Annotated in this window: 12 protein-coding genes and 1 tRNA gene; 7 read left to right on the top strand and 6 right to left on the bottom strand. The window is 40.1% G+C overall.

The window, feature by feature from the left end:
• Positions 1-230: 230 nt before the first annotated feature.
• Both AB204_RS15235 and mepS read left to right on the top strand, forming a co-directional pair.
• On the top strand, positions 231-935 hold the full coding sequence (locus AB204_RS15235) for a phosphatase PAP2 family protein (protein ID WP_047964226.1): 705 nt from the start codon (positions 231-233) through the stop codon (positions 933-935).
• 341 nt (positions 936-1,276) lie between these two features.
• The gene (gene mepS, locus AB204_RS15230; RefSeq protein ID WP_047964225.1) at positions 1,277-1,864 is read left to right on the top strand and encodes a bifunctional murein DD-endopeptidase/murein LD-carboxypeptidase; all 588 of its coding nucleotides are present in this window, start codon (positions 1,277-1,279) and stop codon (positions 1,862-1,864) included.
• 105 nt (positions 1,865-1,969) lie between these two features.
• Here the strand turns inward: mepS and AB204_RS15225 are convergent, their stop codons facing one another.
• From AB204_RS15225 to rsuA, 3 genes are all read right to left on the bottom strand, one after another.
• Positions 1,970-2,314, bottom strand: coding sequence for a YejG family protein (locus tag AB204_RS15225; RefSeq protein WP_047964224.1), 345 nt, complete (start codon positions 2,312-2,314; stop codon positions 1,970-1,972).
• Positions 2,315-2,972: 658 nt separating this feature from the next.
• Positions 2,973-4,160 (bottom strand): Bcr/CflA family multidrug efflux MFS transporter, encoded by a 1,188-nt coding sequence (locus AB204_RS15220; protein ID WP_047964223.1) that lies wholly within the window; start codon positions 4,158-4,160, stop codon positions 2,973-2,975.
• 34 nt (positions 4,161-4,194) lie between these two features.
• Positions 4,195-4,902 carry a 16S rRNA pseudouridine(516) synthase RsuA gene (gene rsuA / locus AB204_RS15215; protein ID WP_047964222.1) on the bottom strand — a complete coding sequence of 236 codons (708 nt, stop codon included), beginning with the start codon at positions 4,900-4,902 and terminating at the stop codon, positions 4,195-4,197.
• A 273-nt stretch (positions 4,903-5,175) separates the two neighbouring features.
• Between rsuA and AB204_RS15210 the strand changes: the two genes are divergently transcribed.
• Both AB204_RS15210 and rplY read left to right on the top strand, forming a co-directional pair.
• The gene (locus AB204_RS15210; protein ID WP_047964221.1) at positions 5,176-6,933 is read left to right on the top strand and encodes a DEAD/DEAH box helicase; all 1,758 of its coding nucleotides are present in this window, start codon (positions 5,176-5,178) and stop codon (positions 6,931-6,933) included.
• Between the two features lie 166 nt (positions 6,934-7,099).
• Positions 7,100-7,381: a 50S ribosomal protein L25 gene (rplY, locus tag AB204_RS15205; RefSeq protein ID WP_038235979.1), complete on the top strand. Its 282-nt coding sequence runs from the start codon at positions 7,100-7,102 to the stop codon at positions 7,379-7,381.
• A gap of 97 nt (positions 7,382-7,478) precedes the next feature.
• Here the strand turns inward: rplY and yejK are convergent, their stop codons facing one another.
• The gene (gene yejK, locus AB204_RS15200) at positions 7,479-8,480 is read right to left on the bottom strand and encodes a nucleoid-associated protein YejK (protein ID WP_047964220.1); all 1,002 of its coding nucleotides are present in this window, start codon (positions 8,478-8,480) and stop codon (positions 7,479-7,481) included.
• Positions 8,481-8,759: 279 nt separating this feature from the next.
• Between yejK and AB204_RS15195 the strand changes: the two genes are divergently transcribed.
• The 3 genes from AB204_RS15195 (at position 8,760) to AB204_RS15185 (ending at position 10,909) form a co-directional block, all read left to right on the top strand.
• On the top strand, positions 8,760-8,987 hold the full coding sequence (locus tag AB204_RS15195) for a YejL family protein (RefSeq protein WP_047964219.1): 228 nt from the start codon (positions 8,760-8,762) through the stop codon (positions 8,985-8,987).
• 30 nt (positions 8,988-9,017) lie between these two features.
• The gene (gene yejM / locus AB204_RS15190; RefSeq protein ID WP_047964218.1) at positions 9,018-10,757 is read left to right on the top strand and encodes an LPS biosynthesis-modulating metalloenzyme YejM; all 1,740 of its coding nucleotides are present in this window, start codon (positions 9,018-9,020) and stop codon (positions 10,755-10,757) included.
• A 75-nt stretch (positions 10,758-10,832) separates the two neighbouring features.
• Positions 10,833-10,909: transfer RNA gene (locus tag AB204_RS15185), tRNA-Pro, on the top strand.
• A 460-nt stretch (positions 10,910-11,369) separates the two neighbouring features.
• Here the strand turns inward: AB204_RS15185 and ghoS are convergent.
• Both ghoS and aac(3) read right to left on the bottom strand, forming a co-directional pair.
• Positions 11,370-11,678 carry a type V toxin-antitoxin system endoribonuclease antitoxin GhoS gene (ghoS, locus tag AB204_RS15180; protein WP_047964217.1) on the bottom strand — a complete coding sequence of 103 codons (309 nt, stop codon included), beginning with the start codon at positions 11,676-11,678 and terminating at the stop codon, positions 11,370-11,372.
• 315 nt (positions 11,679-11,993) lie between these two features.
• Positions 11,994-12,824 (bottom strand): aminoglycoside 3-N-acetyltransferase, encoded by an 831-nt coding sequence (gene aac(3), locus AB204_RS15175; protein ID WP_268802299.1) that lies wholly within the window; start codon positions 12,822-12,824, stop codon positions 11,994-11,996.
• Between the last annotated feature and the right edge of the window lie 381 nt (positions 12,825-13,205).

Genomic DNA, 13,205 nt, shown 5'->3' with positions numbered 1-13,205 from the left:
AATATATATTATCGGTACTGAAATTAGGATTTAGCTATTTTTCCGATATCATTTAACCATTTCCATATTAATGAGAAAAAATTAACCGATTAACTTTAAAAATATGCTGATATAACCATACGTTAACAATTACATCCCACAGCGATTACCCTTTTCTGGAAAGTTTGTTATAGTGCCCCCCCTTGTTAATTTGTCTACTAAAACCATTTTACGTGTTAGATAGGTACTTCATGACTCGCAGTCGCTCACTCGCTATACTTATGCTTAATATCCTTGGTATCGCCCTGTTTCTCTCATGGTACTTACCTGAGAACCATGGCTTTTGGTTTCACATTGATTCTTCTATTTTTTATTTTTTTAATGAGAAACTGCTGCCAAACTCAAAATTTACCCTATTTGTAGCAATCGCCAATGTCAGAGCATTTGACGTGATCTCGCTACTATTTATGGGAATGCTTTATTACAGTGCATTTCGCAAACAAGATTATGCGGGTAAACGCCGACTTTTCATGATTGGCCTCGTCATGCTCATTTCCGCTGTCATCATTAATCAGATCGGTCACCAGATCCCGGTCACTCGTCCAAGCCCAACATTGACATTTGAAAACGTCAACCGTATAGACGGTATGACAAGTTGGCATACAAAAGATGCATCAAAAGATAGTTTCCCTGGCGATCATGGCCTGATGCTATTGATTTTCAGCAGCTTTATTCTACGTTATGTCTCCCGTGGCGCATTTTTTATTGCCCTGATAATTATGATCACTTTCGCCCTTCCTCGCATTATGGCAGGTGCTCACTGGTTTACAGATGTTGCCGTAGGTTCCCTGTTTCTGACGCTGATCGGTATGAGTTGGGTATTACTGACGCCTCTTAGTGACAGCATAGCAGCATGGCTGGATAAGAAATTACCGCATATCAGACGAACAAATTAAGTCCATAATATTGAGGAGATAGCTGATATCTCCTCAATATCATAAAATTTTCACCAACCAGTATAAAATAACAACAAGCCATTCTAACCTCTTAGTTAGTAATCTAATTTTTTGTAAATAACCCTTTTTGTCTCTCGCTTTTTACTAATGAATTAAGTAATCTTCCTTGCTGTTTGTTAAAATAATACGTTTTGTAAAGAAACTAATAAAATGTGTTGCTTCACACACTTTAGGGACAGAAAATTTGTTAATTCATCATATTCTTACTAGTCTTTAAAACGTTTAGTGTTTTTATGGTGGTAATAAATCAGATTTAAGGGCTGCAAGGGAAAATTAATACAATGGTCAAATCTCAACCAATACTGAGATATATATTGCGGCTGATACCCGCAATGCTGGCGGCAGTGGCACTGACCGCATGTAGTTCACCAGATTCCAAACTACGTAATAAACATACTGAGACGCATGCAGTAAACTCTCAAAAGCATTTCTTACTGCAACCATCTCAGGATGAATTTGAAACGTTAGTTAATAACTTAGATATTAAATCTAAGTTACTTAATCAATATGCAGACTGGAAAGGGGTTACTTATCGGTTAGGCGGGAATACAAAACGCGGCATTGACTGTTCTGCTTTTGTGCAGCGTACTTTCCACGATCAATTTGGCATGGAATTACCACGTTCAACATTAGAACAACAGCGTATAGGTCAAACCGTTAGCCGTTCTAAATTACGTGCGGGTGATCTAGTGCTGTTCAAGACTGGCCGTTATATGCGTCACGTTGGTATTTACATCGGCAATAACCAATTTGTGCATGCTTCAACCAGTAGTGGGGTTATCGTCTCTAAGTTGACTGATAACTATTGGAGTAAACGATACTACGGTGCAAGGCGAGTACTATCAGATGATACGAAAGCCACAATATAACCCATCATTAAATCGGGCATAAGGCCGTATTATTCTTCAAAAAATTCCCTTGCAAGCATTAAAAAACGCTTCCATTCAGGAAGCGTTTTTTATTAATGGGTAAAATTATAGCGGGTATAACGCCGTTATGTTTTCCGCAATTGCAGCTCCTAACGTCTTAAGACGACACATCACTGCGCTTTCATCTTCCTTAGCAAAAAACAAACATGGCTCCCCTTCCCATTCAATCACTGCACTTAGTATCTGCATATCAGCAATAGACTGATTTATAGTACGCAAAATCTCCTGTGCTTTTTCGCCTTCATGGCTTAACAACTTCAGCCCTGTCAGGCTGTTTTCTATATCTGTTTCTTCTGCTGGTAAAATTTCAACTTTTGTACCAACAAACCCAGATGACCACCGATAACTTTGCGGCAGTCTGTGTACTACCGAAAGTTGGATATTATTCACGTATTATTCCTATCAGAAACAACATTAACACATCTAACCACCAGCTGTCGGTTATCGACTCGTCAAAACCGAATAACCACCCAACAGAAAAGTAAAAAAAAGGTTAAAATAAAAACCACATTATCGCACTTACTTCCCTTTTCATCCTGAAAAAGCGCGATCAAACTCGCATTTTGTATATATTTATACTGTTTAAGTAAATAATTCAACTTGTTTTCATGCAATATGGCAACTTTTTATTCAAGATTCATTTACATATTTGCTCTCTTTAGGCTTCACCTAACGCCAGCAAAAGATTAATTTTGTTTTTTTACAATGGATTAATTAATAACAACACCGTTATCATTTGTAGTTATGAAACCAATCATAAAAAGTTAACAAAAAGCCAACACATTAATACTATCTGAACATAACGAAATTAATAATTTTCTACATTTATTTGATGATCACTCGGTATTTCCTGTCTATCAGTGCAACCAATCGCTTCTTTGCGCATTCAAGGAATTTTAGGAAGGAAAATGCCAACTTAGCTCTAACTACATAGAAAAAAACCTTAAGCAAATCTATGTATTCTTATACCTAAGAGTAAGAAGAAGGGATAATAAACAGAAGTGATAACACAAGGCTATCCCATACAAAGAGACAGCCTTTCAGTTTTTTATTTTTGTGCCTTACGTACATAGATAATAAGCAACATCCCTAATGTCGCACATAACACCATTGCTCCTACCATTGGCCAAGCACTTTCCCCTGGCATGAAAGACAAAGTGGCCCCCACCAATGCGGCAATACTAAAACGAATCGTTCCTGCCAGTGAAGAAACGGTTCCAGCCATATGTGGATAATCGTCCAAAACAACAGCCATTGTGTTAGATGTGATCATAGAAATGCCACTGATATAAATGGCAACACCTATGACTAAAGAAATAAATCCCAGACCAAACAGGGTACTAAACAACAACCACAGCCCCATGGCAAATTGGACGAGCAACCCAATGTGCAACATTTTCAATGCACCGTATCTACGAACACACTGGCTATTAATGATTGTCATGATGAACAGAAAAATAATATTCAATCCAAAATAGTAACCAAAATTCTGTTCAGATACGCCATTTAATTTAATGTAAACAAATGGCCCGACACTCAGGAAAGAAAACATGCCGGCAAAGGAAAAACCACTGGCTAAGATATAACACAATACCTGACGTTGCCGGAACAGCATAATAAACTGCATCAGCGTATTTTTTAAATTAAAGCGTTGCCTTTTTTCTTTCGGCAAGGTTTCTTTAATGAAAAAAGTGACCAAAACCGCAGCGACTACCGCTGCAATCGCGATTGACCAGAAAATGGCATGCCAGTTGAACCATATCAACATCATCCCACCTAACATGGGAGCTAATAAAGGTGCAATAACCATCACTAATGTGACAAAAGACATACTGCGGGAAAACTCATCTTTTGTGAACATATCACGCATCAGGGCGTTGATGACAACACCGGCAGCGGCAGCAGAAAAACCATGCAAGAAACGCATGGAAATAAAAGTGTGAATATCTTGAGCTAAAGCACACGCGGAAGAAGATATGGCAAAAACAATAACTCCCCCTAAAATGACAGGCTTACGTCCTAAACTATCCGCCATTGGCCCATAAAACATTTGGCCGATGGCAAAACCCAGAATATAGCTATTCTGCGTCATCTGAACCAAACCATCACTGACACCAAAATTTTCAGCGATCGTTGGCATACTTGGCAAATACATATCAATTGCCAATGGCATTAGCATAGAAAGCAAGCCAAGGATCATGACTAATCCTAAATAGGATACTCGCTGTTGTTGCACGCAGTTACTCCTGAATCAGTTAAAGGATAAAAAATTAAAGTGTTGGCATTTGTATGCTATTAATCTCGCTATCAGTTAGCGCCCGGTACTCTCCCGGCGCTAATTCAGGATCGAGATAAATTTCACCGATTCTTTCCCGATGAAGTCCAACAACATGGTTCCCCACTGCTGCAAACATTCGCTTTACTTGGTGGTAACGCCCTTCACTGATGGTCAGGCGTACAATCTGAGGATCGATAATTTCTAACTTTGCTGGTTTTGTCAGTGTTTTCTCACCATTCAACTGGATTCCTGCCAGAAATTTTTGTTCAGTATCCTCCGATATCGGATGTTCTAATGTAACAAGATAAGTTTTTTCGCAATGATGTTTAGGAGACGTGATACGATGTGACCACTGCCCATCATCCGTCAGCAAAACCAACCCAGTAGTATCAATATCCAATCGCCCTGCCGAATGTAATTTATGGGCAACAGGTTCATCAATAAAATATAAAATCGTCGGATTTGATGGATCATCTGTCGAACACACATATCCCTGTGGCTTGTTCAGCATAAAATAGCGTGGACCATTTAATTGTTGCAATATCGTTCCGTCATAAGCAACTTGTTGGTCGGATTTCAATTTATAGGTGCCTGTTTTGATGACTTCACCATCGACAGTAACCAGCCCTGCTCGTAACTCACGCCCCACATTATTACGGCTAATACCTAACTGTTGAGATAAAAACTTATCCAATCGCATGAATAAATGTCCCTGATAAAAATAAATACATATAAATATGCCTTTGATATTGCAAACAATTTCAAGGCCACTACTGTGATACTAGGTTAAACAGATAATTGTCATAATAATCATCACTAAATTAACTATAACAATAATAAATCACTCGTTATAGCCCGCCTAATCCTAGAAAAAGAAAGAATGACAAACATTTTCTCAGCAGCAAGGCTAAATGAAAAATGTTATCCTCTACGCCAATTCTCCTTTACCTGATACCGGTGACAGTAACATAAAATGGCTTTTACTTTACGCCCTTATCAACAAGAAGCGGTAGATGCTACCATTCACTATTTTCGCCAACACAAAGAGTCGGCAGTGATTGTTTTACCAACAGGTGCAGGTAAAAGCCTCGTTATCGCTGAATTGGCAAAGTTAGCTCACGGCCGTGTTTTAGTATTGGCACATGTTAAGGAACTCGTTGCGCAGAACCATAGTAAATATCGTGCTTATGGGTTAAATGCGGATATTTTTTCTGCCGGATTAAATCAAAAACAAAGTGAAGGAAAAGTCGTTTTTGGCAGCATCCAGTCCATTGCCCGTAATCTGGAGCGTTTTGATCATCATTTTTCACTGCTAATTATTGATGAATGCCATCGCATCAGTGATGATGAAAATAGCCAATACCAACAAATTATCCACCAACTCCAAAAAAACAATTCTCAAATACGTATTCTGGGACTAACTGCAACACCTTATCGTCTGGGTTATGGCTGGATATACCAATACCATTATCATGGCATGATACGCGGTGATGAACGCTGTTTTTTTCGCGATTGTATTTATGAACTTCCGTTGCGCTATATGATTAAACACCACTTTCTGGTTTCTCCGGAAAGACTGGACATGCCAATAGTTCAATATGATTTCAGTCAGGTTCGAACCAGCCGGCAAGGAATATTCAACGAATCTGAGCTAAACCGGGAGATAAAACGCCAAAAGCGCATTACGCCCCATATCATTAAACAGATTATCGATTATGCCCAAGGCCGAAAAGGTGTCATGATTTTCGCCGCTACGGTCGAACACGCCAAAGAAATTTTCCAGCTATTGCCTACTGGGCAAGCTGCATTAGTCAGCGCAGATACCCCCGCGTCTGAACGGGATTTCTTGATCAACGCATTCAAGGAACAACGACTTCGCTATATGGTCAACGTCGCCGTATTGACAACAGGATTCGATGCGCCGCATGTAGATTTAATTGCCATATTACGGCCCACGGAATCCGTTAGCCTTTATCAGCAAATCGTTGGGCGTGGACTACGTTTATTTCCTGATAAAAAAGATTGCCTGATCCTGGATTATGCTGGTAACCCCCACGATCTCTACACGCCCGAAGTCGGTAACAGCAAACCTAATTCACAAAGCCAGCCAGTACAGGTATTTTGTCCCATCTGCCAATTTGCTAATACGTTTTGGGGAACATGTACAGCAGATGGAGAACTCATTGAACATTTTGGAAGGCGTTGCCAAGGTTGGGAAGAGGATGAAAATGGAAAACGGCAGCAATGTGATTTCCGTTTTCGTTTCAAATCATGCCCCCACTGTGGAGCAGAAAATGATATCGCGGCCCGACGCTGTAACCGCTGTGAAGAGGTATTAGTTGATCCTGATGATATGCTGAAAGCCGCCTTAAAACTTAAAGATGCGCTGGTACTGCGTTGTGGTGGAATGCAATTAACTCCGGGTCATGACAACAAAGGAGAGTGGTTGAAGATCACCTATTATGATGAAGATGGTGCGGATGTATCAGAACTGTTCCGCTTATCCACCCCTGCTCAGAAGAAAGTATTTGAACTTCAGTTCCTTCGTCAACATCAACGTGCGCCGGGAACCACTTTCCGGTGGAAAACAGCAGCAGACATTGCTCACCAACGCCCTTTATTACGCCATCCTGATTTTGTTGTTGCACGCAAAAAGGGGCAATTCTGGCAAGTCCGGGAAAAAGTTTTTGACTATCAGGGACGGTTTAGACGGGCTGATGATCTGTACTAAGCTTGCCAAATAACCTGCCAGATAGTGCATTTCTATTTGCTGTCATAACGGTTTTTCGTTAGAATGCCGCCCGCTTAACGTAATACATAATGTTAAGCCAAGTATCGAACCTGCTGCTGGGTCGCCTGTAGCAGGATTTATTTTCTTCTTTTACAGAGAAAAAATAATGTTAACTATTAATGCAGAAGTACGTAAAGAGCAGGGCAAGGGTGCGAGCCGCCGCCTGCGTAGAGCTAACAAGTTTCCAGCAATCATCTACGGTGGTAACCAAGAGCCAGTTTCTATCGAACTGGATCACGATGCAGTTATCAACCACGAAAGCAAACCAGAATTCTACGAAGTTATGACTCTGGTTGTTGATGGTAAAGAAACTAAAGTTAAAGTGCAGGCAGTACAGCGTCACCCATTTAAACCTAAACTGACGCACATCGATTTCCTGCGTGCTTAATTAGCCACAGTCGAGCTTTTATCGGGACGCCGAGTAAATAACGCCGCAATTGCGGCGTTATTTATTTCTACGATTTAATCTTTGATTACTACGGAAATTAGCGATTACCACGACGTTGCAATTGGTCACGTAAATTTGGCGGGGTACCTTTAATCGTCAGGGTATCCGTCACTGGGTCCCAAAAAATCCGCTCTCCGATTAACATGGCATCAAAATTGATGGTTAATCCTCCGCCACTGCCCGCGAATTTTGTCAACTGACGCAACGTCCCGCGATCGGCTGGGAAACTATCTTCCAGTTCATACCCTTGTTCCTGAGAAAACTGCTGAAAATTTTGCTCACCCAATGGCGGTAACTCCTGGGATAATTCTTCAAGCTTAATCTCCTCACCGGCCTGTAACTGTTCATTACAGTAACCATAGACTTGCTGACGATAAGCCTGACGTTCATTTTTATCCAATTGCGCCGATTCGCAATAATCGTCCACCGCCTGTAATAATCCTTTATTCTGTACTTTCGCATTCATACCTTCACTGGCAGCAAGGAAATCCATAAAGAAGTCAGAAACTTTGCGCCCTACCCGTCCTTTCAGGAAAGTCAGATAACGGCTGGATTCAGGATTCGTTTCCCATTCAGTCAGATCAATTCTTGCTACGATATCTGCATGAGGAATATCAAGGTACTGCGTTGTATTCACATCCAGCTCCTCATTGACGGACATGCTGTTGCAACTATTCAGAACTGCAATCAGCAAATATTCCACGGCAAGATATCGATATTGGCAAAACAGAACCGTTCCACCCTCCGCAAAAGGATACTTTGCCAGCTCATCTTTCAGGCGAACCGTCGCAGCCCGACTAAAACCGAGAAAGTCGTCATCACCTTTACGCAGATGACGGAGAGATTCCGCCAATTCACTCTCTTCATTGAACAAACCATAGGCTTTACTTTTTGCGCTATATACACGATGCAATTCAGCCATCATCTCTTCAACCACTTGATTAGTATCTAGCAGAGAATCACGCAAAATGACTTCCAGCGTTTGTTCATCACGTTTAATCAGCCGATGTAACGCGATCTGGGTAATGTCCAGACTCATTATTTATACTCCTTTTGCAGCTTTGGCCACCTATGGAACCTTGCGATTAACGGCGTATTCAAACACCGTTGCCTCTTTGCTGCAACCAAAAAACCCAATGATCAAAAAACGTTCAAAATTTAATTAATAATGTTCAATATATCGAAGGCTAAAACGATGCAGCAGATTAGAAAATTACAACAACACCCACGATAGAGAATTAATTTGTCATAAAAAAGCAGAAAATTACTCCTCTATACGGTAAGATATGGGGCTTTGTACATTCAGGATATTTGATTTATGCCACAGTCGTCTCGCTATAGCGATGAAAAAGTTGAACATTTATTAACTGAATTAATAAATGTTTTCGAGAAAAATCATGCACCAACTGACCTTACTCTGATGGTATTGGGCAATATGGTAACGAATTTGATCAATACGAGCATTGCTCCTGCACAACGCAGACATATCGCAGACTCGTTTGCACGCGCATTACAATCTTCAATTAATGAAGATAAAGCGCATTAATTTCAATTAATACCTTAATGTAAAGAAAATATGGTGACTAGCCGTCAGCATTACCGCGAAAAAGTTTCTCAGATGATCAGTTGGGGACACTGGTTCGCCCTGTTCAACATCATGTTCAGTCTCGTGCTGGGCAGTCGCTATTTATTTGCATCTGACTGGCCGGGTTCACTGTTCGGGCGTATCTACGCGCTAGTCAGTTGGCTCGGTCATTTCAGCTTTATTATCTTTGCTATCTACTTACTTATTTTATTTCCGCTGACATTCATCGTTATATCCCAGCGGTTACTCAGGTTTCTTTCAGCCGCACTGGCAACGGCGGGTCTAACACTACTGATATTCGATTCTTCTGTCTATGTTCGCTTTCACCTGCACTTAACTCCATTAGTCTGGGATTTAGTCACTAACCCGGAACAAGGGGAATTGACAAGGGAATGGCAACTGATGTTCATCTGTATTCCCATCATTTTCTTGATACAGATGCTCTTCGGTACATGGAGTTGGCAAAAGTTACGCAGCCTCAATCGCCAACGATTCGGTAAACCACTGGCAGCGGTATTTATCACCGCTTTTGTCGCTTCCCATCTCATGTATATCTGGGCAGACGCCAACTTTTACCGTCCCATTACCATGCAGCGCTCAAACCTGCCACTTTCTTATCCAATGACAGCGCGTAAATTCCTTGAAAAACATGGGCTACTGGATCATCAAGAATATCAACGGCGTATTAATCTGCAAGGAAACCCTGCTGCCTTGAGCATCAACTATCCACTGAATAGCTTATCCTATCAGGATACTGGGCGCGGCTATAACCTACTGCTACTCGTGGTGGATGGGCTGGATAATCAAGACATCATCAATGGCATGCCAGCTCTGGAACAATTCGCAAAAAACAACATCCAGTTTACTCAACATTTCAGCACGGGTATTCAGGACGACACTGCATTGTTTGGTTTATTCTATGGTATATCATCGGGTTATCTAGACGGTGTTCTTAATGCAAGAAAACCATCTGCACTTGTTGATGCACTGACGCATCAAGGGTATCAATTTGGCCTGTTCTCTTCCGATGGATTCCAAACCCCACTTTATCGTCAAGCGATATTAACTGATTACTCACTGCCAAACACAAGCAAGCAAAGTGATAACTTAACCGTGACACAATGGCGTCAATGGCTGAATCTACGCAACGGTTCTGCGCCATGGTTCTCATTTCTGGATATTAATGGAGTTACTCATACATCGGGTAAATTCGACAAAAAAGTGCTGGATACTGAAATCCACAACATTTTAGACTCTTTGAAAAATAAAGGAGTTCTAGATAAAACCATCGTTGTGATTACAGCCAAGCAGAATGCAGAGACAATAAATCGCTCTCCACAATGGATTACTGATAACAAATTCAACCGCGAACAGATTCACGTTCCTCTGATAATTCACTGGCCGGGTACACCTGCACAAGTTATCGACAAACTGACCAGTCATCAGGATGTCATGACAACATTAATGCAACGTTTACTGCACGTTGGCAACGCCCCAGAAGATTACTCACAGGGTGAAGATCTTTTTAACGCCCAGAGAGAAAACCCGTGGCTTATTACTGGTGATAATGGTTCACTGATTATTACGACGGCTAAAAATACGGTCTATCTTTCCAGAAATGGGGAGTATTACCTGTATGATTTAAACGGTAATGAAATTCAGGGTTCCAAACCAAATCTTGCCCAACTATTACAGATACTAACTGAAGTGAAACGTTTTTTAGCAAACTAATCGTTTAAAAATCAATCGCTCGCTAAATTAAGGGCTTGCTTTGAAAATAAAAAACGGTACTATAGGAACGGTCATCGGCATGTAGCGCAGCCTGGTAGCGCACCGTCATGGGGTGTCGGGGGTCGTAGGTTCAAATCCTATCATGCCGACCAAATTTCCCCAAGAAAACCAACCCTAACAGGTTGGTTTTCTTGGGGATTGAATTTGCTTGGTGTAAAACCCTCCTCAAAAACGACTGCTTTTCTGAGCTACAAATAATAAAAATATGATTATTTTCTTATTCAGAATTGCCTCATTTACTCCTCCCGTTACCCTCTGAATTTCATAATTACTATGAATGTTCATCAGTTCAATTTTTCTGTACCTTCTGCCCCACATTCCACACCGAATCCTCCGGCATCTGGACACGGACGTCTAAGCGACAGCCTTCTGGAATATCACAATCTCTCCATCGGTATAGTAAACCTTTTCTCCGTCCACGATGGCTTTGATTCACTTATTCTGAAAGCGTTCAAAATGGATATGCTGACTGTAGAAAGTTTCAATCGTGATGCTGCAATAAAGCCGGCCTCCAAACTATTTGTTGGAGAACCAGCTTACTAAAAAATAAGATTATGATTCAGATGATAATGCAGATACAGAAGCTGAATAAAGGTAAGCAGACCATTCGCTATACTGGCAAACAAACACAGAAACAGCTTTCGATGATAATGGATTTGCTAATTTTCTAACTTTTTCTCTGATCTCTGAAGCGGAGTTTAACGAGCTTCCAACATAAGTCCCTGTAGGTAAAGCCATTACTTCACCATTGGCATAAGTAATTGTTCTCCTAAAATCAATTAACCCCATTAATTCATGAAGTGAATTGTGTTCCCTTGAGCCTGCGCCAAAAAGTTCTACACGAACCAGATAAGTAGCCATATACAGTCCTCTCTTTTATTTAAGAAATAACCAAAACATCTACTTTTTTGATTACAGAAAGTTATAGCCACATTCCGCTCTTTCCGAGAGTATTGTGGTTAATGGTGAATTTAGCAGGCATTAATGTGGTAATGCCATATCAATAAATCACAGTGATTTGAGGAAATAGCCGTGCTAACTAAAATGGTGTTAATGAAGTCGAAGTTTAGTGATCATCCTGATAATATATTTTACATTCATGGAATATTTCTCCCGTAATACTCTTCTATTAATCAGCCTCTTAATATTATATCCAATCTAACGATATATCAGGAACTACGATAATGCCAATAATGGCTTTTTATGATAATCTTCCATCCAACGGATTGCATAATCCAATATTTCTTTAGTAGGAACCAGTAGTGTATTGGCAGATCCAATAACACCTTTAATCGACTCTGAATGAGAATGACAAAATTGCTTCACAATATCTTTGAAATAGCCTTCAGGAAATAACTCACAAACCGGATCTATTGTGTCAAATTCTTCTAGTTTAACCCATTCTACATAACCATTTTGAAACAGAGGAATTTCCATTTTACGAATATGTTTATTTGGAATATTTGCCAAGTGTTCAGCATGATGTAATAAGCTCATTGTTTCATATGGAGCGCCAATCATAAGAATTTTCCCCTGACAAGCTACAAATCTCGCAAAAGGTGAGTTATTGCCATGTCCATAATTTATTGAATGATTTTCTACGAAGTGGTTGGCATCATTTCCAATAGCAACTACAGATGCGCCAGGATTTTGACTTCGAACGGCTCCTCTTATCGTTCTAACACTCTCAGCAAATACGCCATGATCTCTGCTTGCTCGTGAAAATAATGGGTCATACGGCATAATTTCAGTTTTTAGTTCAAGCGGCACACAGCCATTTTCATCCATACTATCTTCGTAATTTTGTTCCCAGTTTGTATAACATAATAATGTCCCTTTCTCCCCTATAGCAGTTAAAATCGCCTGAATAAGATCATCTGCACCATTTAAACAATGCCCGACAGAACGCATAGAAACGTGGGCCATAACAACGTCACCCGGTTTTATACCCATATTCAGAATCTGCCCAATGAGTGTTGATTTAGTCCAATATTTATCTTCACCTATTTTGATTATATGTTAGATGAAACCATTTAAACTAATAAAGTTTATTTATATTTTAACTCACATAATGAATCAAGCTGGTTTTAAGAAATTAACTCACTGGGTTTTAAATTGATTTATAACCTATCCAGATAATCTATTTTATTTGTTATTTTTTAAACTATATTGTTCCTAAGGTCTTTACCTACTTCAAGTATACTTTTTTTAACACAATCCGTGTTCAAACTGCCTGAAACAATAAACAATTACTAGAATAGACTCTTATTGGGATAAGGTGAAAACCTAGGTTTTATCGGCATTCGCTCTTTAATTCTTGCTTTGTTAAGTCCTCAAGAGAAATTAACTGCAAATTGGCGACCATAACTTTCAAATAAAGTATTTAGC

The sequence above is a fragment of the Xenorhabdus khoisanae genome (assembly GCF_001037465.1).
In the GTDB taxonomy this organism is placed as follows: Bacteria; Pseudomonadota; Gammaproteobacteria; order Enterobacterales; family Enterobacteriaceae; genus Xenorhabdus; species Xenorhabdus khoisanae.
This window is presented reverse-complemented; position numbering and strand designations above follow the sequence as displayed.